At 72.3% G+C, this 22,366-nt stretch carries 18 protein-coding genes; 13 read left to right on the forward strand and 5 right to left on the reverse strand.

Going from position 1 to position 22,366, the window contains the following annotated elements:
- Nucleotides 1-54 precede the first annotated feature (54 nt).
- Together Q2K20_RS06885 and Q2K20_RS06890 are read left to right on the forward strand one after the other, a co-directional pair.
- Nucleotides 55-1,254, forward strand: coding sequence for an acetyl-CoA C-acetyltransferase (locus Q2K20_RS06885; RefSeq protein ID WP_163375937.1), 1,200 nt, complete (start codon nt 55-57; stop codon nt 1,252-1,254).
- A 35-nt stretch (nt 1,255-1,289) separates the two neighbouring features.
- On the forward strand, nt 1,290-2,234 hold the full coding sequence (locus Q2K20_RS06890; protein WP_154827822.1) for a tetratricopeptide repeat protein: 945 nt from the start codon (nt 1,290-1,292) through the stop codon (nt 2,232-2,234).
- 18 nt (nt 2,235-2,252) lie between these two features.
- Here the strand turns inward: Q2K20_RS06890 and glgB are convergent, their stop codons facing one another.
- Together glgB and Q2K20_RS06900 are read right to left on the reverse strand one after the other, a co-directional pair.
- The gene (gene glgB / locus Q2K20_RS06895) at nt 2,253-4,634 is read right to left on the reverse strand and encodes a 1,4-alpha-glucan branching protein GlgB (protein ID WP_194307346.1); all 2,382 of its coding nucleotides are present in this window, start codon (nt 4,632-4,634) and stop codon (nt 2,253-2,255) included.
- Nucleotides 4,635-4,645: 11 nt separating this feature from the next.
- Nucleotides 4,646-6,664 carry a maltotransferase domain-containing protein gene (locus Q2K20_RS06900; protein ID WP_269501149.1) on the reverse strand — a complete coding sequence of 673 codons (2,019 nt, stop codon included), beginning with the start codon at nt 6,662-6,664 and terminating at the stop codon, nt 4,646-4,648.
- Between the two features lie 151 nt (nt 6,665-6,815).
- On the opposite strand from Q2K20_RS06900, the gene Q2K20_RS06905 reads away from it, so the two are divergent.
- Genes Q2K20_RS06905 through Q2K20_RS06915 form a run of 3 tightly spaced genes read left to right on the forward strand, consistent with a single transcriptional unit; the run spans nt 6,816 to nt 9,638 of the window.
- Nucleotides 6,816-7,667 (forward strand): ABC transporter ATP-binding protein, encoded by an 852-nt coding sequence (locus Q2K20_RS06905; RefSeq protein WP_067718305.1) that lies wholly within the window; start codon nt 6,816-6,818, stop codon nt 7,665-7,667.
- The gene (locus Q2K20_RS06910; RefSeq protein ID WP_256819668.1) at nt 7,664-8,410 is read left to right on the forward strand and encodes an NUDIX hydrolase; all 747 of its coding nucleotides are present in this window, start codon (nt 7,664-7,666) and stop codon (nt 8,408-8,410) included. The genes Q2K20_RS06905 and Q2K20_RS06910 overlap by 4 nt, the downstream gene beginning before the upstream one ends.
- Before the next feature lie 10 nt (nt 8,411-8,420).
- On the forward strand, nt 8,421-9,638 hold the full coding sequence (locus tag Q2K20_RS06915; protein ID WP_269501150.1) for a THUMP-like domain-containing protein: 1,218 nt from the start codon (nt 8,421-8,423) through the stop codon (nt 9,636-9,638).
- Here the strand turns inward: Q2K20_RS06915 and Q2K20_RS06920 are convergent.
- Nucleotides 9,623-10,945: a PQQ-binding-like beta-propeller repeat protein gene (locus tag Q2K20_RS06920; RefSeq protein WP_269501151.1), complete on the reverse strand. Its 1,323-nt coding sequence runs from the start codon at nt 10,943-10,945 to the stop codon at nt 9,623-9,625. The two genes, Q2K20_RS06915 and Q2K20_RS06920, sit on opposite strands and share 16 nt — an antisense overlap.
- Before the next feature lie 251 nt (nt 10,946-11,196).
- Here Q2K20_RS06920 and Q2K20_RS06925 point away from each other — a divergent pair, with 251 nt between their 5' ends.
- The 6 genes from Q2K20_RS06925 (at nt 11,197) to Q2K20_RS06950 (ending at nt 18,302) form a co-directional block, all read left to right on the forward strand.
- Nucleotides 11,197-12,828 carry an AMP-binding protein gene (locus Q2K20_RS06925; RefSeq protein ID WP_096905269.1) on the forward strand — a complete coding sequence of 544 codons (1,632 nt, stop codon included), beginning with the start codon at nt 11,197-11,199 and terminating at the stop codon, nt 12,826-12,828.
- Nucleotides 12,829-13,003: 175 nt separating this feature from the next.
- The gene (locus Q2K20_RS06930; protein WP_067718293.1) at nt 13,004-13,789 is read left to right on the forward strand and encodes an electron transfer flavoprotein subunit beta/FixA family protein; all 786 of its coding nucleotides are present in this window, start codon (nt 13,004-13,006) and stop codon (nt 13,787-13,789) included.
- Between the two features lie 52 nt (nt 13,790-13,841).
- Complete coding sequence (locus Q2K20_RS06935) at nt 13,842-14,792, forward strand: electron transfer flavoprotein subunit alpha/FixB family protein (protein WP_096905270.1); 951 nt, start codon at nt 13,842-13,844, stop codon at nt 14,790-14,792.
- Nucleotides 14,793-14,884: 92 nt separating this feature from the next.
- Nucleotides 14,885-16,096, forward strand: coding sequence for a cysteine desulfurase family protein (locus tag Q2K20_RS06940; RefSeq protein ID WP_096905271.1), 1,212 nt, complete (start codon nt 14,885-14,887; stop codon nt 16,094-16,096).
- Nucleotides 16,093-17,223 carry a tRNA 2-thiouridine(34) synthase MnmA gene (gene mnmA, locus Q2K20_RS06945; protein ID WP_132060994.1) on the forward strand — a complete coding sequence of 377 codons (1,131 nt, stop codon included), beginning with the start codon at nt 16,093-16,095 and terminating at the stop codon, nt 17,221-17,223. The genes Q2K20_RS06940 and mnmA overlap by 4 nt, the downstream gene beginning before the upstream one ends.
- A 5-nt stretch (nt 17,224-17,228) precedes the next feature.
- Complete coding sequence (locus tag Q2K20_RS06950) at nt 17,229-18,302, forward strand: cobalamin-independent methionine synthase (protein WP_240341310.1); 1,074 nt, start codon at nt 17,229-17,231, stop codon at nt 18,300-18,302.
- A gap of 31 nt (nt 18,303-18,333) precedes the next feature.
- Here the strand turns inward: Q2K20_RS06950 and Q2K20_RS06955 are convergent, their stop codons facing one another.
- Nucleotides 18,334-19,029 (reverse strand): exonuclease domain-containing protein, encoded by a 696-nt coding sequence (locus Q2K20_RS06955; protein WP_096905274.1) that lies wholly within the window; start codon nt 19,027-19,029, stop codon nt 18,334-18,336.
- Nucleotides 19,030-19,088: 59 nt separating this feature from the next.
- Here Q2K20_RS06955 and ligA point away from each other — a divergent pair, with 59 nt between their 5' ends.
- Both ligA and Q2K20_RS06965 read left to right on the forward strand, forming a co-directional pair.
- Nucleotides 19,089-21,287 carry an NAD-dependent DNA ligase LigA gene (gene ligA / locus Q2K20_RS06960; RefSeq protein ID WP_096905275.1) on the forward strand — a complete coding sequence of 733 codons (2,199 nt, stop codon included), beginning with the start codon at nt 19,089-19,091 and terminating at the stop codon, nt 21,285-21,287.
- Nucleotides 21,284-21,658: a hypothetical protein gene (locus tag Q2K20_RS06965; protein WP_096905276.1), complete on the forward strand. Its 375-nt coding sequence runs from the start codon at nt 21,284-21,286 to the stop codon at nt 21,656-21,658. Before ligA ends, Q2K20_RS06965 begins: the two co-directional genes overlap by 4 nt.
- A gap of 48 nt (nt 21,659-21,706) precedes the next feature.
- Here the strand turns inward: Q2K20_RS06965 and Q2K20_RS06970 are convergent, their stop codons facing one another.
- Entirely contained in the window at nt 21,707-22,363 is a 657-nt protein-coding gene (locus Q2K20_RS06970) for an amino acid-binding protein (protein WP_096907214.1), read from the reverse strand.
- Between the last annotated feature and the right edge of the window lie 3 nt (nt 22,364-22,366).

Consider the following 22,366-nt stretch of genomic DNA (forward strand, 5'->3'; position numbering starts at 1 on the left):
CCACTCGCGGTAGTTTGGCCCCACAGTCTCATCCCCTCCATCGGAAGGTGTCCCATGACCGCCGACCCCACCCGTACCGTCATCGTCTCCGGCGCCCGCACCCCCTTCGGCCGGCTCCAGGGCGGACTGTCCTCGCTGTCCGCCCCGGAGCTGGGCGGCATCGCGATCAGTGCGGCCCTCGAGCGGGGCGGTGTGTCCCCGGAGGCCGTCGACCAGGTCATCATGGGGCAGGTGCTCTCGGCCGGAAACGGCCAGATGCCCGCGCGGCAGGCCTCGCTCGCCGCAGGTCTGCCCAAGCGTGTCGACGCCCTGAGCATCAACAAGATGTGTCTGTCCGGCCTGACGGCGATCGCCCTGGCGGACCAGGCGATCCGATCCGGCTACTCCGAGGTCGTCGTGGCCGGCGGTCAGGAGTCGATGTCCCAGGCCCCGCACCTGCTTCCCAAGAGTCGCAGCGGGTACAAGTACGGCTCGATCGAGGTGCTCGATCACATGGCGTACGACGGCCTGCACGACGTTCCGACCGACCAGCCGATGGGTGCGCTCACGGAGGCGCGCAACGTCGAGCTGGAGATCACCCGTGAGCACCAGGACGAGTTCGCGGCGATCTCCCACCAGCGCGCGGCCGCGGCAGCGAAGGAGGGGCGGTTCGCCGACGAGATCGTGCCGGTGACGGTCAAGGGCCGCAAGGGCGACACCGTCGTGGACACCGACGAGGGCGTGCGCGCCGACTCGACCCCCGAGTCGATGAGCAAGCTCCGTCCGGCCTTCTCGAAGGACGGGACCATCACCGCCGGTTCGTCGTCGCAGATCTCGGACGGCGCCTCGGCGACCATCATCACGTCCGCGGCCCGTGCCGAGGCCGAGGGCTGGCCCGTGCTCGCCGAGATCGTCGGCTACGGCACCGTCGCGGGCCCCGACTCGACCCTCCAGCACCAGCCCGCCGACGCGGTGCTGAACGCGTGCGAGCGGGCGGGAGTCGACGTCTCCGACATCGACCTGTTCGAGTTCAACGAGGCCTTCGCCTCCGTCGGACTGCACTCGACCCGCATGCTCGACCTGACCCCCGACAAGGTGAACGTGAACGGCGGCGCCATCTCGATCGGTCACCCGATCGGGGTGTCCGGCAACCGCGTGGTGCTGACCCTGGCCCTCGAGCTCGCACGCCGCGGCGGCGGGCTCGGAGCGGCTGCCCTGTGCGGCGGCGGCGGCCAGGGTGACGCCCTGATCATCCGGGTGCCCGCGGCCGGCTGACACCCCCGCGCGCCCGTCGTGGCAGGATCGGAGCCGTGACGAGACCAGGTAACCGACCCCCGTCCGCCGCCGAACAGAAGCTCGCGGCGTCGCTCGCAGGCGCCGTCGACCTGTCCGGTCTGAAGAAGCGGGCCGAGACCCGCCGGGGCGCGACCGAGACCGGTCGCGCCCCGGGGCAGGGCGGCCCGCCGCCGGGCTCCGGTCCGGCGGTCCTGGTGGAGGTGGACGAGGCCTCCTTCGAGCAGGAGGTCCTGGCCCGGTCCGCCCAGGTTCCCGTGATCCTCGAGCTGGTGTCCCAGCGGGCGCCGACCGCGCTGACCAGCCTGCTGGACGCACTGGCGATGGAGGCCGGCGGTCAGTGGGTCCATGCGACCGTCGACGTCGACGTCTCCCCGGGCATCGCGCAGGCGCTGCAGGCCCGGGCGGTGCCGACCGTGTACGCGGTGGCGGCGGGCCGCCCGCTCGCCGACTTCGAGGGTGAGCAGCCGGAGGAGGCCCTACGTCAGTGGCTCGCGGCCGTGCTCCGGGCGACCGAGGGCAAGTTGGGTGGGCCCGCACCGGACACCGACGACGTGGAGCCGGAGGAGCCCACCGACCCCGAGCGGGATGCCGCCGAGGACGCGCTCGCCGAGGGCGACCTGGCGGCCGCGGAGGAGCGCTTCACGGCGCTCGTGGACTCCCGCCCGGGAGAGCACTCCCTGGTGGAGGCGCTGCGCTACGTCCAGGCCTCTCGCCGCTCGGTGGAGGCGGCCGACACGGGCGAGGGGTCCGTCCCCGACGCCCTGCGGGCCGCCGACGCCGCCCTGGTGGGCGGCGAGTACGAGGCCGCGTTCGCGACGCTGGTGAACGCGATCCGTGTCCACGGTGGTGACGAGCGGGCCACGTTGCGTGCGCGCCTGCTCGAGCTCCTCGAGGCGCTGCCGGTGGACGATGCACGCGTGCTGGCCGCGCGCCGGGACCTCGCGAGCGCGCTCTACTGACGCTCGGCTCCCGGCCGCTCAGGCGCCCGCGATCTCCGTCGTCGTCGGTGCCGCGTGTCGGAACCACACGGTGGCGCGGGGGCCGACCGTGATCGCCGCGGAATAGGGCCGTCCGTGGTGGGGTGCCGGCTCGGCGTGGACACCGCCGAGGTTGCCCGCGCCCGAGCCCTCGTAGGCCGAGGCGTCGGTGTTGAGGATCTCCTCCCAGTACCCGTCCTCGGGGAGCCCGATGCGGTAATCGCCGAGTGCGGCGCCGGAGAAGTTGACCACGCACGCGACGGTGTTGCCGGCGTGGTCGGTCCGCAGGAAGGACAGCGTGTTGTGGGCGGCGTCGTTGGCGTCGATCCACGAGAAGCCGGAGGGGTCGTCGTCGAGCGACCACAGGCCGGGATTGTCGGCGTAGCGGGCGTTGAGGTCCCGCACGCAGGCGAGGATGCCACGGTGATACTCGCCCTCCCAGCCCTCGAGATTCTCCCAGGCGACACCCTTGTCGGCGTCCCACTCGGTGGTCTGCCCGAACTCGAGGCCCTGGAAGAGCAGCTTCTTGCCGGGGTGCGCCCACATGTAGGCGTACAGGCTGCGGATGCCGGCCGCACGGTCCCACGAGGTGCCGGGCATACGCTCCCACATCGATCCCTTGCCGTGGACCACCTCGTCGTGGCTCAGGGGGAGGACGAAGCGCTCGCTCCAGGCGTACATCATCGAGAAGGTGATCTCGCCGTGGTGGAAACCGCGGTAGATCGGGTCGAGCCCCACGTAGCGCAGGGTGTCGTTCATCCAGCCCATGTTCCACTTCATGGAGAACCCGAGGCCGCCCGTGTAGGTGGGCGACGTGACGCCGCCCCAGGACGTGGACTCCTCGGCCACGGTGAGGAAACCGGGGTGCTCCCGGGCCAAGGTGGCGTTGACCTCCTGGAGGAACGAGATGGCCTCGAGGTTCTCCCGTCCACCGTGGATGTTAGGGGTCCACTCGCCGGCCTCGCGGGAGTAGTCGAGGTAGAGCATCGAGGCCACGGCGTCCACCCGCAGTCCGTCGATGTGGAACTCCTCGGCCCAGTACAGGGCGTTGGCGACGAGGAAGTTGCGCACCTCGTGGCGGCCGAAGTCGAAGACGTAGGTGCCCCAGTCGGGCTGTTCGCCGCGTCGGGGGTCGGCGTGCTCGTAGAGCGGGGTGCCGTCGAACCGGCCGAGCGACCACTCGTCCTTGGGGAAGTGGGCGGGTACCCAGTCCACCAGGACTCCGATACCGCGGGAGTGGAGGTGATCGATGACGTAGCGCAGGTCGTCCGGGGTGCCGAACCGGCTGGTCGGGGCGAAGTACGACGAGACCTGGTAGCCCCACGAGCCGCCGAAGGGGTGCTCGGCGACCGGCATCAACTCCACGTGGGTGAACCCGGTCTCGATGATGTGGTCGGCGAGTTCGTGCGCGAACTCGCGGTAGTCGAGGCCGGGCCGCCAGGAGCCGACGTGGACCTCGAGGACGGTCATCGGGGAGTGCGAGTGGTCGCGGGTCGCGCGGGCGGCGATCCACTCGTCGTCGTTCCACTCGTAGCCGGAGGTGAACACCTTCGACCCGGTCGAGGGCGGCACCTCGGTGGCCACCGCCATGGGGTCGGCGTGGTCGATGGTCCGGCCGTCGGCCCCGCGGACGCAGTACTTGTAGACGGCGCCGTCGGCGACGTCGGGGACGAACAACTCCCACACCCCGGAGGACCCGATCGAGCGCATGGGCAGCGCGGTGGGATTCCATCCGCAGAAGTCGCCGACGACGCTCATCCCGCGGGCGTTGGGCGCCCACACGGCGAATGACGTGCCGGTGACCGGTCCGCCCGCGGTCTCGTAGGTGCGCACGTGGGCGCCGAGGACATCCCACAGTCGTTCGTGGCGCCCTTCGCCGATGAGGTGCAGGTCGACCTCGCCCAGCGTCGGGAGGAAGCGGTAGCCGTCCGCGACGGTGCGCGTGTGGCCGTCGGGGTAGCGGACCCGGAAACGGTAGTCGGGCACCTCCGTCTCGGGCACCGCCGCGTGGAACAGTCCGTCGCCGACCGGGGTCATGGGGACGGTGCGGTCGTCGAACACGATCTCCACCTCCACCGCGCCCGGCTGGACGGTGCGGACGACCGAGCCGTCGCCGTCGCGGTGCGCGCCGTAGACGGAGTGCGGGTCGTGGTGGGTACCGGACCGGAGCCGGCCGAGGACGTCGTGCGGGATCGGCGTCGGTTCCGTGGGAGTGACGGGCCCGGGGGACGCGACGGGCGCCGTGGCCGGCGCGGGCGGTGTCGGTGACGGCGGTGACGGCGGTGATGAAGACGGCGGCGACGACGACGAGGGCGACGACGACGAGGTCTGCTCCGGCTGGAGCCGGTCGGTGGAGCGGTCCTTCTTCTTGTGCTGTGCCATGGCCGTTCGCCTCAATCCACGGTGTGCGTGCGGTAGGACTGTTCGACCCTACGTGCTTCGTCGCAGGGCGGGATCGCGATGATGTGTGCGACGGCGGTCCACGGCTCGAGCCGGACGTAGTTGCTCGACCCCCAGTGGAACTCGGAGCCCGTCACCTCGTCGCGGACGCTGAACCGGGCGTCGGCGTCGTACCCCAGGGCCGCCATGTCGAGGTGGAGGGTGCCCTCCTGGACGCCGAGGGAGTCCAGGGAGACCACCGTGAGAACGCAGTCTCCGGTGGCCGGGTCGACCTTGGAGTAGGCGATGATCTGGTCGTTGTCCACGTCGTGGAACGTCAGGGTGCGCAGCTGCTGCAGGGCGGGGTGCTCGCGGCGGACCCGGTTGAGGGTGCGCAGCCACGGGGCGAGCGACTGCCCGGCGGCCTCCGCGGCGGCGAAGTCACGGGGCCGCAGCTCGTACTTCTCCGAGTCGAGGTACTCCTCGCTGCCGTCGGCGACGGGCTGCCATTCGTAGAGCTCGTAGCCGGAGTACACGCCCCACGCGGGCGAGAGCGTCGCGGCGAGCACCGCCCGGATCGCGAACATCGCCGGGCCGCCACGTTGGAGCGACTCGTGGAGGATGTCCGGGGTGTTGGTGAACATGTTGGGGCGGGCCTCGTCGACGTGGGCTAGCAACTGCTCGCAGAACTCCATCAACTCGGCCTTCGTGGTCTTCCACGTGAAGTAGGTGTAGGACTGCGAGAACCCGCGCTTGGCCAGTCCGAACAGCCGGGCCGGCCGGGTGAAGGCCTCCGCCAGGAACAGCACGTCCGGCTCGGTCCGCTTCACCTCGCTGATGAGGCGGTTCCAGAAGTCGGCCGGCTTGGTGTGCGGGTTGTCCACCCGGAAGATCCGTACCCCGAGGGACGTCCACAGCCGGACGACACGCAGCACCTCGGCGTAGATGCCCTCGGGGTCGGTGTCGAAGTTGACCGGGTAGATGTCCTGGTACTTCTTGGGCGGGTTCTCGGCATAGGCGATGTGCCCGTCGGGCAGCACGGTGAACCACTCGGGGTGTTCGGCGGCCCACGGGTGGTCGGGCGCGCACTGCAGGGCAAGGTCCAGTGCGACCTCGACGCCGCGCTCCCCGGCGTAGGTCACCAGGTCCCGGAAGTCGTCGACGGTGCCGAGGTCGGGGTGGACCGCGTCGTGTCCGCCCTCGGCGGAGCCGATGGCCCACGGTGACCCGACGTCGTCGGGCCCGGGGGTCAGGGTGTTGTTGCGGCCCTTGCGGTTGATCTCGCCGATGGGGTGGATCGGCGGCAGGTACACGACGTCGAACCCGAGGTCGGCCGCGTGATCGACGTAGGAGCGCGAGGTGGTGAACGTCCCGTGGATGGGACGGCCCTCGTCGTCCCACCCGCCGGTGGAGCGGGGGAAGAACTCGTACCAGGAGCTGAACTGCGCCTCGCGACGGTCCACCCACACGCGGTGGGTCTGACCCACGGTCACGAGTTCGCGGACGGGATCGGCGGCCAGCGCGGCCGCGACCTCGTCCGACAGCGCCGGGGCGGTCCGGGTGGCCGCGTCGCCCGGGCCGCGCAGCGCGGCGGCAGCCCCGGTCAGCAGGTCGACCCGGGCGGCGGCGCCGGCGACCGTCGCCCGGGCGATCGCGGTGTCGAGCACGCGGGCGCCCACCTCGAACTCGTTGCCCAGCTCGCCCGAGTCCAGGCCCGCGGCCATCTTCTTGACGATGCCGCTGCGCCACGTGGCGAACGGGTCGGACCACGCCTCCACCCGGAACGACCACATCCCCGCCACATCCGTGGGCAGCAGCGCGTGGACGGTGTCCGGCTCGGTGCCGGGCACCATCGTGGTGCGGGAGGACGCGCCGCCGGGTCGGCGGACGACCAGGCTGGCGGACAGGGCGTCGTGGCCCTCGCGCCAGACGATCGCGGAGACGGGCAGGATCTCCCCGACCACGGACTTGGACGGGAACCTCCCGCAGGAGACGAGGGGGCGGACCTCATCGATGGCCAGACGGTCGTTCACGTCGGTGCTCCTCTCGGCGGGTGGGCGCCGCGGTGGGCGGCGTCACCTCCACGACGCTAGCGAAGTCGGGCCGATCCTTCAGGGGTGCCCGAGTCGGCGTTCACCTGCACGGCCGTGTTCTTCGCCACCCGTCCTCCCGATTACCGGTTAGATGGGCGTCGTGAGCACCCTGATCGACATCGACCCCGACCTCGTCCTCGACCTCCGCGACGTCTCGCTCCGGCGGGACGGCACGTCCCTCGTGGGGCCCCTGTCCTGGCAGGTGGAACTGGACGAGAGGTGGGTGGTTCTCGGCCCCAACGGCGCGGGCAAGACCTCGTTGCTGCGGATCGCCTCGGCCCTGGAGTACCCGAGCACGGGGACGGCCGTCATCCTCGGGGAGCAGCTGGGCCGGACGGAGGTGACCGAGCTGCGCAGCCGTGTCGGCCTGTCGTCGGTCGCGGTGGCCGGTCGCATCCCCGGCGACGAGGTGGTGCAGGATCTGGTCATCTCCGCCGGATACGCCGTGCTGGGCCGCTGGCGGGAGAAGTACGACCCGGAGGATTTCGAGCGCGCCGCGGACACCCTCGAGTCGATCGGGGCGGAGCACCTGGCCGAGCGAACCTGGGGCACCCTCTCCGAGGGGGAGCGCAAGCGCGTGCTCATCGCCCGCGCCATGATGACCGATCCCGAACTGCTGCTCCTCGACGAGCCGGGGGCGGGGCTGGACCTGGGCGGCCGGGAGGACCTGGTCGCCCGCCTCGGGGACATGGCGATGGATCCGGACGCCCCCGCCACGGTCCTGGTCACCCACCACGTGGAGGAGATCCCCCCGGGGTTCACCCACGCCATGCTCCTGGCGGAGGGCGAGGTCACCGCGATGGGGCTGATCGACGAGGTGATCACCTCCGACAATCTCAGCAGGGCCTTCTCCCAGTCGATCGTCGTGGACGCGATCGACGGACGCTACTTCGCGCGCCGGGCGCGCCGCTCGGGCCGGCACCGGCGGGCACCACGGGCATGACGGCACGTGAGGCTCCCGCGGCGTTCGCGCCGGAGTCCGTGCCGGTCCGCGAGGCCGCCACGGTCGCCCTGGTCCGCGACGCGCGGGTCGGCGGGGGAGTGGAGGTCTTCCTGCAGCACCGGGTGGCGACCATGCAGTTCGCCGCCGGGATGTCGGTGTTCCCCGGCGGAGGCGTCGAACCGCGGGACTACCACGGCACCCGCCCCTGGCGCGGGCCCGAGCCGGAGTGGTGGGCCGGGCGGTTCGGGATCGACGCGGACCGCGCCGCTGCGGCCGTCCGCGGGGTGGCGCGGGAACTGTTCGAGGAGACCGGGGTGCTGCTCGCCGAGCCGGCGACCGGGCCGGGAGCCGCCGCACCGGCCGACCCGCCGGGCCCCGACGAGCGGCGCGCACTCGACGCGGGGGAGGGCGACCTGGATTCGCTGCTCGCCGCGCACGGCCTGGTGCTGTCCGCGCACCTGCTGCGCCCATGGGACCGGTGGACCACCCCGGTCGGACCCCCGCGCCGGTACGACACCCTGTTCTTCGTGGCGGCCCTGCCCGACGGTGTCGAACCGGACGGCGGCACGACCGAGGCGCGCGCGACCGAGTGGATCCGCGCCGACGACGCCGCGCAGGCGGGGACCCTCGGCCGGCTCGGCATGCTGCGCCCGACCCTCGACGTGCTGTCCGATCTGGCCGCCGCCGCCGATGTCGACGAGGTCCTGGCCACCCCGCGGGCCATCGCTCCGGGCGGGAACTAACGTTGCGTCGGTGACCCCCGAGGACCTGGAGTTCCTGCGCACCGCCGCCGGACGTGACCTGCTCGACCTGGCCGCCGGCCTGGCGTGGTCCCGCGCGGACCTCGTGGCCTCGACAGCGGCCGTCCGGCGCGCGGATCCCGTGCATGCGGCGGCGGCGATCGACGTCGTCACCGCCCGGGCGCGCGCGAGGGGTGGGATCCGGGGCGCCGGGGCGATGCTGCTCACCGACGAGGCCGTCCAGCAGGCCACCGCGTGGCCCGTCGCGGCCCTGCGGGCCGGGCGCCTGGCAGGACGGGACGTCCACGACGTCACCTGTTCCGTCGGCGCCGAGCTCGCCGAACTCGTCCGGAGGGCCGACCGGGTGATCGGCTCGGATCTGGATCCGGTCCGCGCGCGGATGGCGGCCCACAACGTCCCCGACGCACTCGTGTGCGTGGCCGACGCGCTCGCCCCGCCCAGCCGCGACGCCGTCCTGGTGGCGGACCCCGCCCGCCGGTCCGGGGGCCGTCGGGTCCACGACCCGGCGCGGCTCAGCCCGCCGCTGCCCGACCTGCTCGCCGTCGCCGCCGACCGCGATCACGTCATCAAGTGCGCCCCGGGCCTCGACACCTCGGTGCTCGACCACTGCGGGGAGGTCGAACTGGTGTCCCTCGACGGTTCGGTGCGGGAGGCGTGCCTGTGGTCGCCGGGACTGTCCGCGGGTGTGCGCCGCCGTGCGACCGTGGTGCGCACGGCCGCCGCCGACGCGGCCGGGCCGTGGGGACCACCGCGTCTCGTCGCGGACGGGGTCGCGGTCCACGTGGAGGAGGTGACCGACGGCGACGACGACGAGGTCGACGCCCACGAGGAGGCCGAGCGGTTCATCGTGGACCCCGACGGGGCGGTCGTCCGCGCCGGACTCGTGCGGCACTGGGCCCGCCGCCACGGGCTCCGTCAGCTCGACCCGAGGATCGCCCACCTGACCGGCCCGCGGATCCCGGACGGCTACACCGGGTTCGAGGTGCTCGAGAAGTGCAGGCTCGACCGCAAGCAGCTGCGCCGCGTGCTGCGTCAGCGCGACTGCGGGTCGCTGGAGATCCTCGTCCGCGGCGTGGACACGGACCCGGACGTGCTGCGGCGCTCGCTCTCGCTCAGCGGGTCACGGCCACTCGCGCTGGTGGTGACCCGGATCGGCAGCTCCGCCGTGGTGTTCGTGTGCGGGCCGCGCACCGCTCACTCGAACACGTAGAGGGCGCCCACCGCGGTCGTCAGCGCGATCCGGCCGTCCGCGTCGACGCTGAGTCCCGAGACCGGGCCCGTCGCGGCGGGCACCTCGATCCGGTGGAGGGTGGCGCCGTCGGTGCCGTCGAGCAGGTGGACCGCGATGCCGGGCTCGTCGTCGGATCCGCCCGAGCGCACGGCCACCAGCACCCGCCCGTCCGGCGTCGCGGCGGGGTTGGTGAGCTGGCGCAGGTCGTCCCGGCGCCAGACCACCCGGCCGGTTCCGTCCTGCCCGCGAACGGCCACCACCGGCGCCGGGCCCGCGTCGTCGTCGTGGTCGTCGTCGGGTCCCCTCCACACGGTCGTCGTGCGACCGCCGCTGACCACGGTGCCGTCGGGCAACAGGGCGGGAGGCGTGTCCGGTCGGTACCCGACGGGGGCGGTCCACAGTGCCGCGCCGTCGGACGTCGAGTACGCGGCGAGATCGCCGTCGGCCGCGTGGACGTAGACCTCGTCCCGGTCGTTCGACAGCACCACCGGCGTCCCCAGGCGCCCGTCGGGCAGGGGTGCACGCCACAGCACGTCGAGGGCAGTGAACTCACCGGCGACCAGTCGCACCGCCACCAACTCCGGATCGTCGGCGCCCGGCGTCCACGCGGTGAGGTAGGCGGTGGCCGTGTCCGTGTCCACGGCCGCGGGGGCGGGGACCGGGCAACCCCGCGCGCCGGTCGCGCACCACGGGAGCCCGTACGCCGGGTCGTCCGTGGAGATGTCGCCGGCGATCCGCAGTTCGGGCGTGACGTCCAGACCGGTGTGGGCGTTGATCACCCGTGCCGCCCCCAGGTGCGACACGAGCAGCAGGTGGCGTCCGTCCAGCAACGTCACGGTCGTGGGCACGCCCCGGGTCGCGGCGGTCCATCGGTTCTCGCCCTCGGCCGTCAGGGCGCCGACCCCGCCGTAGAGGGGCACGAACAGCGAACCGCGCCCGTCGACTGTCGCGGTGATCCGCGGCCCGTCGGTCGGCAGGCGCAGACACCACCGCTTGCGGCCGTCGTCGGCGGTCAGTGCGAAGAGGTTGCACCCGCGCTCGGAGATCGTGGCCTGGAACGACGTGCCGATGCCGTCCGAGGAGGCCACGCCGACCGCGGGCGCACCGAGGGCGCGTGACCACAGCAGTCCGGGGGCGTCCGAGACCCCGGAGTGTGCGCGACCGGAGTTCGGCGGGCCACCCGCGAGCGAGGACCAGCTCGCGGCCTGGCCCAGGCGGGCGCCGCCGCTCTCCGTATCCGAGGCGCAGCCGGCGGCCACCCCCGCCGCCAGCGCGACGGCGACCAAGGCCCGCGCGGTGCGCGGTGTCAGTGCCGGTGTCGGTGCCGGTGCCGGTGCCACAGGTCCCCCCGTCGAGTCGAGACAGTCACACGAGAGAGTAGTCCGCCGCCCGCCGCCCACCCGACCGGCGCTCCGACGTGGCGGACGCGGGGACCGACGGGCAGGGGTGCGGGGCGGGGGAATCACGGATCTCGGAGTGCACTCCGCGGCTACCGTGACGGGCATCACCCGTGCCCACGGAAGGCGGCCACACCCCGATGACAGCGAACTCCGGACTCGACACCGCGATCACCCCGCTGAGCTTCCTCGAGAAGGCCGCGCGCGTCTCACCCGACGCCACCGCGGTCGTCGACGGCCCGCGCCGTCAGACCTACGCCGAGTTCGCCGACCGGGCCACCCGGCTGGCCTCCCTGCTGAAGATGCGCGGCGTGGCGCGCGGTGACCGGGTGGGCGTCCTGGCGCCGAACTCGGCCGAGGCGCTGCTCGCGCAGTTCGGCGTCCCCCTCGCGGGCGGCGCCGTGGTCGCCCTCAACACCCGCCTCGCCCCGGCCGAGATCGCCTACATCGTGGAGCACGCCGGGATCGCCGTCCTCATCGCCGACGCGGAACTCCTCGCGGGGCTGGGCGACGAGGTCCCCGACGCGCTGCGTCTCGTCCTGGTCGCCCCGGACGCCGACGGCACGCAACCCGACCCGGCCCGCTTCGGCCCGCGCGCCGAGGCCATGGAGGACGCCCTCGCGTCCGCCTCCCCGCAGCCGGTCTCGTGGACGGTCGCCGACGAGGACTCCGTCATCGCGGTCAACTACACCTCCGGCACCACCGGCCGACCCAAGGGCGTCATGTACACGCACCGGGGCGCCTACCTCAACTCCCTCGGCGAGATCGTCACCCAGGGCCTGGACGCCGACTCGAAGTACCTCTGGACGCTGCCCATGTTCCACTGCAACGGGTGGTGCACGACCTGGGCGCTGACCGGTGCGAGGGGGACCCACGTGTGTCTGCGCGCCGTCCGCGGGGACGAGATCTGGAGACTGTTCGACGACGAGGGGGTCAACCGCCTGGCCGGTGCACCAGCCGTGTTGTCCACCATCGCCGACGACCCGGCCGCCCGGCCGATCGACGGGATCCGCATGGTCACCGCCGGGGCGCCGCCCTCGCCGACCATCCTGCGCCGCTTCGAGGACCTCGGCATCGACGTCACCCAGGTGTACGGACTGACCGAGACCTACGGCCCGTTCACGGTGTGCACCCCGCAGCCCGGATGGGCCGACCTGGATCCGGACGAGCGGGCCGGGCTCAAGTCGCGCCAGGGCGTCGCCATGATCCACGCCGACACCGTGCGTGTGGTCGAGCGCACCTCACCGGGGGAGAGCCGGCTGGTCGACGTCCCCGCCGACGGCGTGACCATGGGCGAGGTCGTCATGACCGGCAACGGGGTCATGAAGGGGTACTTCGGCGACCCCGAGGCCACGGCCACCGCGTTCGCCGGCGGGTGGTTCCACTCCGGCGACCTGGGCGTCATGCACCCGGACGGATACGTGCAACTGCTGGACCGCGCCAAGGACGTCGTGGTCTCCGGCGGCGAGAACATCTCCACCATCGAGGTCGAGCAGGCGGTCGTGTCCCACCCCGACGTGGTCGACTGCGCGGTCGTGTCCATGCCCGACGAGAAGTGGGGCGAGCGTCCCAAGGCCTACGTCGTGGTCCGGCCGGGCTCCACGCTCGACGAGGCCGCCGTGATCGAGCACTGCCGGACCAGGATCGCGCGCTACAAGGTGCCCGGTGCGGTGGAGTTGACCGAGGCCCTGCCCCGGACGTCGACCGGAAAGGTCCGCAAGAACGAACTGCGCGACGCCGCCTGGTCCGGCTGGGACAAGCGCATCAACTGAACCACCCGCCCCACCCGGTGGCCGCCGACCGGGCGCCGTGCCCCGCCACCGACCGCCCCGGCACCGTCACCGCGGCCACGGCCGCGTTATTGTGTCTGGCAGGACCACAATCCGGTGCGCCCGGTCTAGACGGGGGCGCACCCCGCCCCGACTCGCAGGAGGTCGACGCAGGCCCATGACGAACATCGTCGTACTGATCAAGCAGGTTCCCGACACCTATTCCGAGCGCAAGCTCACGGACGGGGACTACACCCTGGACCGCGAGGCCGCGGACGCGGTCCTGGACGAGATCAACGAGAAGGCCGTCGAGCAGGCGCTCCAGATCAAGGAGGCCCACGGCGGCGAGGTGACCGTCCTGTGCGCCGGTCCGGACCGCGCCACCGAGGCCATCCGCAAGGCCCTGTCCATGGGCGCCGACAAGGCCGTCCACCTCAACGACGAGGCCCTGCACGGTTCCGACGTCGTCCAGACCTCGTGGGCGCTGGCCAACGTGCTGGGCACCATCGAGGGCACCGAGCTGGTCATCGCCGGCAACGAGGCCACCGACGGCCGCATGGGTGCCGTCCCGGCCATCCTCGCCGAGTACCTCGGCCTCCCGCAGCTGACGCACATGCGCACCCTGGAGATCGCCGACGGCGTCGCCAAGGGCGAGCGTGAGACCGACGAGGGCATCTTCGAGGTCGAGGCCACCCTGCCGTGCGTCGTCTCCGTCGGCGAGAAGATCAACGAGCCGCGGTTCCCGTCCTTCAAGGGCATCATGGCCGCCAAGAAGAAGCCGGTCGAGTCCCTCACGCTGGCCGACGCCGGCGTCGAGGCCGCCCAGGTGGGCAAGGACAACGCCGCGTCCAGCGTCACCTCCGCGAGCCCCAAGCCGCCGCGCGCCGCCGGCGAGAAGGTCACCGACGAGGGCGAAGGCGGCAACGACGTCGCCAAGTACCTCGTGTCGCAGAAGCTCATCTGACGCGAACTCACCCCGACCGACTCATCCCAGTCTTTTTCAAGGAGAATCCACCATGGCTGAAGTCCTCGTCGCGGTCGAGCACGTCGACGGCGAACTCAAGAAGGTGTCCCTCGAGCTGCTGACCGCCGCTCGTGCCCTCGGAGAGCCCTCCGCGGTCGTCTTCGGTGAGACCGGCACCGCCGCCGCGCTCACCGATGCCCTCAAGGAGGCCGGCGCGGAGAAGATCTACGTCGCCGAGGGTGACGCGGTCCAAAACTACCTCGTCACCCCCAAGGTCGACGTCCTGGCCGGCCTCGCCGAGCAGGGTGCGGCCGCGATCGTCCTGGCCGCCACGTTCGAGGGCAAGGAGGTCGCGGGTCGTCTCGCGGCCCGCACCGGCTCCGGCACCCTGTGTGACGTCGTGGAGATCAAGTCCGACGGTTCGGCCGTCCACTCGATCTTCGGTGGCGCCTTCACCGTCGAGGCGACCGTCTCCGGCGAGACCCCGATCTACACGCTGCGTCCGGGCTCCGTCGAGGCCGCCCCGGCCGCCGGCGCCGGCGAGGTCGTCGAGGTGCAGGTCCCCGAGCCCGAGAACGCCGCCAAGGTCATCTCGCGCAACCCGATCGTGGGCGGCGACCGCCCCGAGCTCACCGAGGCGACCGTCGTCGTCTCAGGTGGTCGTGGCGTCGGCTCCGCGGACAACTTCGAGAAGGTCGTCGAGCCGCTCGCCGACTCGCTCAAGGCCGCCGTCGGCGCGTCGCGCGCCGCTGTGGACTCGGGCTACTACCCGGGCCAGTTCCAGGTCGGCCAGACCGGCAAGACCGTGTCGCCGCAGCTGTACATCGCCCTCGGTATCTCGGGCGCCATCCAGCACCGCGCCGGCATGCAGACGTCGAAGACCATCGTCGCCGTCAACAAGGACGAGGAGGCCCCGATCTTCGAGATCGCGGACTACGGCATCGTCGGCGACCTGTTCAACGTCGCCCCGCAGCTCACCGAGGCCATCAACGCTCGTAAGTGAGCAGGACGCACCGCGTCCACCAGCGTCGCCCGGACCCCGGCACCCCTGCGGTGCCGGGGTCCGGCGCGTTCGTGCGTATCCTTGCCAGCGATATGCCCACCACCCGCTCTGTGCACTATCTCGACCACGCCGCGACCACCCCGATGCGCGCGGCGGCCGTCGACGCCTACGCCGAGGCGTCCTCCTCGGTCGGCAACGCGTCCTCGCTCCACGGCTCCGGACGCCGCGCCCGCCGCCGCGTCGAGGAGGCCCGCGAGTCCCTCGCGCACCACCTCGGCTGTCGACCGTCCGAGGTGGTGTTCACCTCAGGCGGGACGGAGTCCGACAATCTCGCCGTTCTCGGGCAGGTGGGTGCCTCGGCGGGCGACGTGGTGGCCGTGGGGGCGACCGAGCACCACTCCGTCCTCGACGCCGCCGCCCACCTGGCGACCGACCGTGGCGGTCGGAAGGCCGTCCGGGTGTTGCCCGTGGACCCCCGCGGCGCCGTCACCCCGGCAACGGTCCGCGACCTCGCCGACGAGCTCGGCCCGCGACTGGCCCTCGTCGCGGTGATGCTCGGCAACAACGAGATCGGCACCCTCACGGATGTCGCGGCGGCGGCCGGCCCGGCCCGCGCGGTGGGCGCGGCCGTCCACACCGATGCCGTCCAGGCCGTCGGGCACGTCCCGGTCGACTTCTCCGCCCTGGGCGTGACCTCTCTCAGTCTCTCCGCGCACAAGTTCGGTGGACCGCTCGGCGTCGGTGCGTTGCTCCTCGACCGCGGTGCCGACTGCGTGCCGATCGGGTACGGGGGTGGCCAGGAGCGGGACCTGCGGTCCGGATCCGTGGACGTGCCGGGGGTCGTCGCGATGGCCGCCGCGCTCGAGGAAGCGGTCCGCGAGATGGAGTCCGAGTCCCGGCGTCTGAGCCGGTTGCGCGATCGGCTCGTCGCAGGTGTGCTCGCCGAGGTCCCCGGCGCGATCGCCAACGGGGGCGGGGAGCGCCTGCCGGGCATCGCCAACCTCACCTTCCCGGGTTGTTCCGGCGAGTCACTCATCCTGCTGCTCGACGCCGCGGGGATCGAATGCTCCACGGGCTCGGCCTGTACGGCCGGTGTGGCAGAGCCGAGTCACGTCCTGCTGGCCCTCGGTGCCGACGAGGCCGCTGCCCGCAGCAGTCTGCGCCTGAGCCTGGGGCACACCACCACAGAGGACGACGTCGACGCCGCCGTCGCGGCCATCGGGCCCGCGGCCGAACGCGCCCGCGTCGCCGGCCTCGGGCTCGCCCGTACCGGGATGGCCCGCACCGGGGTGGCCGCGTCATGAGGGTCCTCGCCGCCATGAGCGGGGGAGTGGACTCCGCCGTTGCCGCTGCCCGAGCCGTCGCCGCCGGACACGACGTCGTGGGCGTCCACCTCGCACTCAGCGCGGATCCGGCGACCCTGCGAACGGGTTCGCGCGGGTGCTGTTCGCGGGAGGACGCGGGGGACGCCCGCCGGGTCGCCGATCTGCTGGGCATCCCGTTCTACGTGTGGGATTTCGCCGAGCGCTTCCGTGCCGACGTGATCGACGACTTCGTCGAGTCCTACGCCCGAGGCGAGACCCCCAACCCGTGCCTCCGGTGCAACGAGCGGATCAAGTTCGAGGCCCTCCTCGACCGGGGCATGGCGCTCGGCTTCGACGCCGTCGCCACCGGCCACTACGCGCGGTTGTCGTCCGAGGAACTGCCCGACGGCACCCGACGGCCGGTCCTACGACGCGCCGTGGACGACGCCAAGGACCAGTCGTACGTCCTCGGCGTGCTCACCCCGGAGCAGCTCGCGCACTCGATGTTCCCCCTTGGGGGTTCACTCAAGTCGCAGGTCCGCGCCGAGGCCGAGGCCGCCGGGCTGCCCGTCGCCTCCAAGCCCGACAGCCATGACATCTGCTTCATCCCCTCGGGCGACACCCGCGCCTTTCTCGGGGCGCGCATCGGCATGCGTCCCGGAGCGGTCGTCGACGCCGACACCGGCGACGAGCTCGGCCGCCACGAGGGCATCCACGGGTTCACCATCGGCCAGCGCAAGGGCCTCGGGGTCAGCGGACCCGCGGCGGACGGCCGCCCCCGCTACGTCACCGCGATCGACGCCGACAGTGGCACCGTCACCGTCGGTGGCGCGGACCATCTGCTCTCGTCCGGCATGACCGCGTCCTCGCCCTACTGGCTCGTCGACGACGACATCCACGAGACCGACTGCCTGGTGCAGATCCGCGCCCACGGCGAAGCGACCCCGGGCCACGTCCGCCGCCTCGGCGACGGACCGGATGCCCGGCTCGAGATCACGCTCGAGAAGCCGATCCGCGGCGTCGCCCCCGGGCAGGCCGCCGTGCTGTACCGGCCCGAACCGGACGGCGACCGCGTTCTGGGCAGCGGCACCATCTCCGCGTCCCGTCCGGCCGCGGGAACCGAGTGACGCCGGTGGGACCGTCCAGCACCGGGGCCGGCCCCATGCCCGGCACCGACCCGCGGGAATCGGCGCGGGTGATCATGGGGGAATGCCACGCGCTGCCGTTCCTGCCCGAGCTTCCGGATCGCGGCCCCGGGGCCGACCAGGTCGGCCGCACGCTGGCGATGCTCGCCGACCTGCCGGTCGACGTCTCGCCACGCGGATGGCGACTCGCCGACGCCCCGGGCCGCCTCGCCCGTCGTGCCGCCGACTTCCTCGACCGGGACGCCGACGCCCTCGAGGAGGCCGACGAGCGGGCCCGTGATCCCGAGGGGGACCCCGCCATCGACTCCCGCCGCCTGCAGGTCCGTGTGGTGGGCCCGTGGTCTCTCGCGGCCGGGGTGGAACTGCCCGGCGGATTCCCCGTGCTCAGCGATCGCGGCGCCCGGCGAGACCTGGCCGCCTCCCTGGCGGAGGGCGCGAGTGCGCGAGCCGTGCGGCTGGCGGGCCGGATAGGGGCAGGCGCACGGATCCTGGTGGACGAGCCCCTGCTCTGGCATGTCGCCGCCGGGACGGTCCGCTCGCCCAGCCGTCTCGACCCGATCGCGGCCGTCCCGCCCGATCGACTCGCCCTGTCGCTCTGCCGGTTCGCCGCTGCGCTCCGCGACGCCGGGGCCGCAGAGGTCCTGATCCGGCTCCCGGTCACCTCCGACCCTGGGGCACCTCCGGTCTGGGAGGTCGTCAGCGACCCCCCGCGGGGTGAGACGCCTCTCGACGGGGTGTGCCTGGCGACCGCGCCGCTGCACACAGCCCGGTCGCATGCCGCGCTGGATGCAGCCGGGACGGTCCTCGGTAACGGCGGGATCCTCCACCTGGAGGGTCTACCCGGCGGCGGCCCGCCGCCACGCACCGTGGCGGAGGCCGAGGACACCGCAGTGGGACTGCTGGCTCTGCTCGACCGACTGAGCGCGCCCAGGTACTCCACCCTGGACCGCGTCATCCTCACGCCCACCGCCGAGGAGACCTCGACCGGTGAGGGCCGAGCCGCGGCCGCCCTCCGGGGCGCCCGTCTGGTGGCCGAGACCACCCCGCGGGTGGCGGAGTAACAGACGACGCGGAGTAACAGACAACGCGGCGCTACAGCACTGCCATCGGCCAGAGGGTGTTGACGTCGGACGAGTCCTTGCCGGACCGCTCGAGGTACGCGACGAAGTCCCGCTGGCGCGTCTCGTGCCAGCTCGCCTGGCGCGCATTGACCTCCCGCCAGTCCGGACCCGACAACTCCGGCTGTCCGCCGAGCATCTTCCACGCCAGCCGGGCGGCGGCGAGCGCATCCGCCGCGGCCTCGTGGGCGCTGTCGAGTCGTACCCCGTGTAGACCGCACAGGGCCTCGAGCGTCCGCTTGCCTTTCCGGTAGGGATCCACCGCGCGGTCCACGACGTACGGGTCGATCACGGGTCCCAGAATCTCGAACGACGGGTCCCACCGGCGCAGGATCGTCAGGTCGTAGCAAGCGTTGAACACCACCAGCGTGCGTCCCTCGCCCCATCCGCGGCGGATGGCCGCCACCGTCTCGGCGATGACCTCGGCGTGGGGGCGGCCGTTCTCGCGGGCATGGGCCGTGGTGATGCCGTGGACCGCCGTCGCCCCCTCGGGAATCTCTATGCCCGGGTCGGCGAGCCAGTTCCGTTCCTTCTTGTGCTGCCCGTCTATCGCGATGAGGGCGGAGGAGACGACGTGGGCGGTCCGGGGGTCCGGGCCCGTGGTCTCGAGGTCGAACGCGAGCAGTCGGTTCCGGTCGATGGCGAGGGGTGGCTGTGTGTGGGTTGTCATGGGCTCACCGTAGGGCAGCGCTCCGACATCGAGGCCCTGCCCGGCATTACCCTGTCCTCGTGAGCCTTCCCGATGACAACAGTCAGCCCGTCGGCACGGGGGACATCCCGCCCGAGGTGCGGCAGGAGTGGACCGAGCTCGCGGAGACGGTCCGCGATCACCAGTTCCGCTACTACGTCAAGGACGCGCCCATCGTCTCCGACGCCGAGTTCGACCGGCTCTTCGAGGAGTTGCAGGCGCTCGAGGTGACGCACCCGGGGCTGCGGACCGCCGATTCGCCGACCCAACTGGTCGGCGGTGGCTTCTCGACGGATTTCGCCCCGGTCGAGCACCTCGAGCGGATGACCAGCCTGGACAACGTGTTCTCCGAGGAGGAGCTGCGCGACTGGGTCGCCTCCGCCGTCGAGCAGGCGGGAGTATCGGAGGACCGGCTGCCGTTCCTGTGCGAGGTCAAGATCGACGGGGTGGCCCTGGACCTGGTCTACCGCGACGGGAGGTTGGTCAGCGCCGCCACCCGCGGTGACGGGCGTACGGGGGAGGACGTGACCCTCAACGCGCGGACCATCGACGACATCCCGGTCACGCTCACCCCGTCGGACGACCGCCCGCTGCCTTCGCTCATCGAGGTGCGGGGCGAGGTGTTCTTCCGGCTCGAGGACTTCGCCGAGCTCAACGCTCGTCTCGTGGCCGAGGGCAAGGCACCGTTCGCCAACCCGCGCAACAGTGCGGCCGGGTCACTGCGCCAGAAGAACCCCGCCATCACCGCCCAACGTCGACTCGGCATGTACTGCCACGGTCTCGGCGCGGTCGAGGGCGCGACCTTCGAGAGCCTCCACGACGTCTACCTCGCCCTCGCCGAGTGGGGCCTGCCCGTCTCACCGCACACCGCGCCCGCCACCGGGGTGGAGGAGGTGGTCGAGCGGATGAGGTTCTGGGGTGAGCACCGCAGCGACCCCGAACACGAGATCGACGGTCTCGTCGTGAAGATCGACGACCGCGCGGTCCAACGGCGACTCGGTCAGACCTCCCGCGCGCCGCGGTGGGCGATCGCCTACAAGTACCCACCGGAGGAGGTCATGACGGAACTCCTGGACATCCGGGTCTCCGTCGGGCGCACCGGGCGGGTCACCCCCTTCGCCCACATGCAGCCGGTCACGGTCGCCGGTTCGACGGTCTCGTTGGCCACCCTCCACAACCAGACCGAGGTGATCCGCAAGGGCGTGTTGATCGGCGACACCGTGGTGATCCGCAAGGCCGGTGACGTGATCCCCGAGGTCCTCGGCCCGGTGGTCGAGCGGCGCGACGGCACCGAGCGCGAGTTCGTCTTCCCCGAACGTTGTCCGGAGTGCGATACGGTCCTGGCCCCGGCGAAGGAGGGCGACGCCGACTGGCGCTGCCCCAACCAGCGTTCGTGTCCCGCCCAGCTGCGGGAGCGGCTGTTCTATCTGGCCTCGCGCAACGCCCTGGACATCGAGGCGCTCGGGTACGAGGGCGCCTCGGATCTGCTGACCAGCGGGGTGCTGGTCAACGAGGCCGGACTGTTCGATCTCACCGAAGCCGACCTGCTCAGGACAGACCTCTACACCCGCGTCGACAAGGCCACCCGCAAGCAGATCGAGGCGGGGGCCGAACCCGAACGCACCGTGCTCACCGAGAACGGTCGCAAGCTGCTGGCCAACCTCGCCACCGCCCGGGACCGACCGCTCTGGCGGGTACTGGTCGCGCTGTCGATCCGACACGTGGGCCCCACGGCCGCGCGCGCCCTGGCGACCCGGTTCGGGACCATGGAGGCCATCCGCGCCGCGTCCGAGGAGGAACTGGCGGAGACGGACGGGGTCGGGTCGACCATCGCGGCCTCGGTGGTCGAGTGGTTCGACGTCGACTGGCACCGCGAGATCGTCGACCGCTGGACCGCCGCAGGTGTCTCGATGGCCGACGAGCGTGACGAATCGATCCCGCGGACGCTGGAGGGACTGACGATCGTGGCGACCGGCTCACTCGAGGGCTTCACGCGCGACGGCATCAAGGAGGCGATCATCGCTCGCGGCGGCAAGGCCTCCGGGTCGGTCTCCAAGAAGACCGACTACGTCGTGGTGGGCGACAACCCGGGGTCCAAAGCGGCCAAGGCCGAGGAGTTGGGCCTGACGATCCTGGACGAGGCCGGCTTCGTCGACCTGATGGACAACGGTCCGGCCGGGGCGGGGGAAGGGGACCTGGACCCGGAGGTGGACGCGGAACCGGAGCAGACCGACCCGTGACCCCGATGACGCCCCTCGTCCAGTTCCCCTGGCCGTTGTTCCTCGGAGCGGGCGTCGGTCTCGCGCTCGCGGTCGGTGTCTCCCTCCGTGGTCTGCGGAGCGAGCGTCGCCGGCGCATCCTCGCGGTGTCGGCCTCCGCCGTGGCGGGGGCATCGACCGGAGCGTTCGCCGGACTGGTGTGGCTCTGGGTCGGCCCGATGTCGAACCCGGTCTCCTGCCTCTACTCCTGTAACGAAGTCGCGCAGTTCCTGTCGAACGAACAGTTCCGTCAGATCGTCCTCATGACGGACCTGGCATGGGTCCTGCCGGTCACGGCGTTCCTCTTCGCGGCGGTCGCGGTGTGGCCGTGGCGACGCGGACCCCGCCGCTGACCGACATCCGTGCCGGACCGGCGTCGAGGGAGCGGCGGGCCCGCCCGGTCAGCCGGCGTCGAGGGACCGCAGGATCCCCGTGAGGTACCCCAGCCGAGCGACCTCGGACGGCCTGAACGAGGGACCGCCCGGTCGGCCCACCACGAGGATGTGTCCCGAGTTCAACGGCGCGGCCGCGAGCGAGGTGTCCATGGCCGTCCACTCCGCCGGCACGCCGTCGTCGTCGTCGTCCAGTGCGGTCACCCGCTCCAGGCCGCACAGCACGGAGACCTCGCCGCCCTCCCACATCGGTGCGGACTCGCCCCGCGCGATCAGACGGCACCGCGCGTCCGCGGTCACCTCCACGACCAGCGCCCAGCCGACGCGCAGCGCGGCCGGGAGCTCGTCGGCGAGCAGTTGGGAAGCCCCGGCACCCGCCCCGGCGACGGCGTCGATGAGTTCGAGTTCCCGATGCGCGTCGAGGATCCCGCCGAACGGCCGGAGGGAGTCCACCATCACGCCGTCCAGGCGCTCGGCGGCGGTGATGAGGGCGTCCGGGAAGGTGCCGTGCGGGACCTCCACGACGATGTCGTCGACGGCGACCCCGTCGAACCGGTCCACCACGTCGAGGCTGATGATGTCCGCGTCCACGGTCCCCAGCGCCACCGCGAGGGAGCCGAGACTGCCCGGTCGGTCGGGCAGCATGACACGGAGCAGATAAGACATGAC

This window comes from Dietzia sp. IN118 (assembly GCF_032905965.1).
Taxonomy (GTDB): Bacteria; Actinomycetota; Actinomycetes; order Mycobacteriales; family Mycobacteriaceae; genus Dietzia; species Dietzia kunjamensis.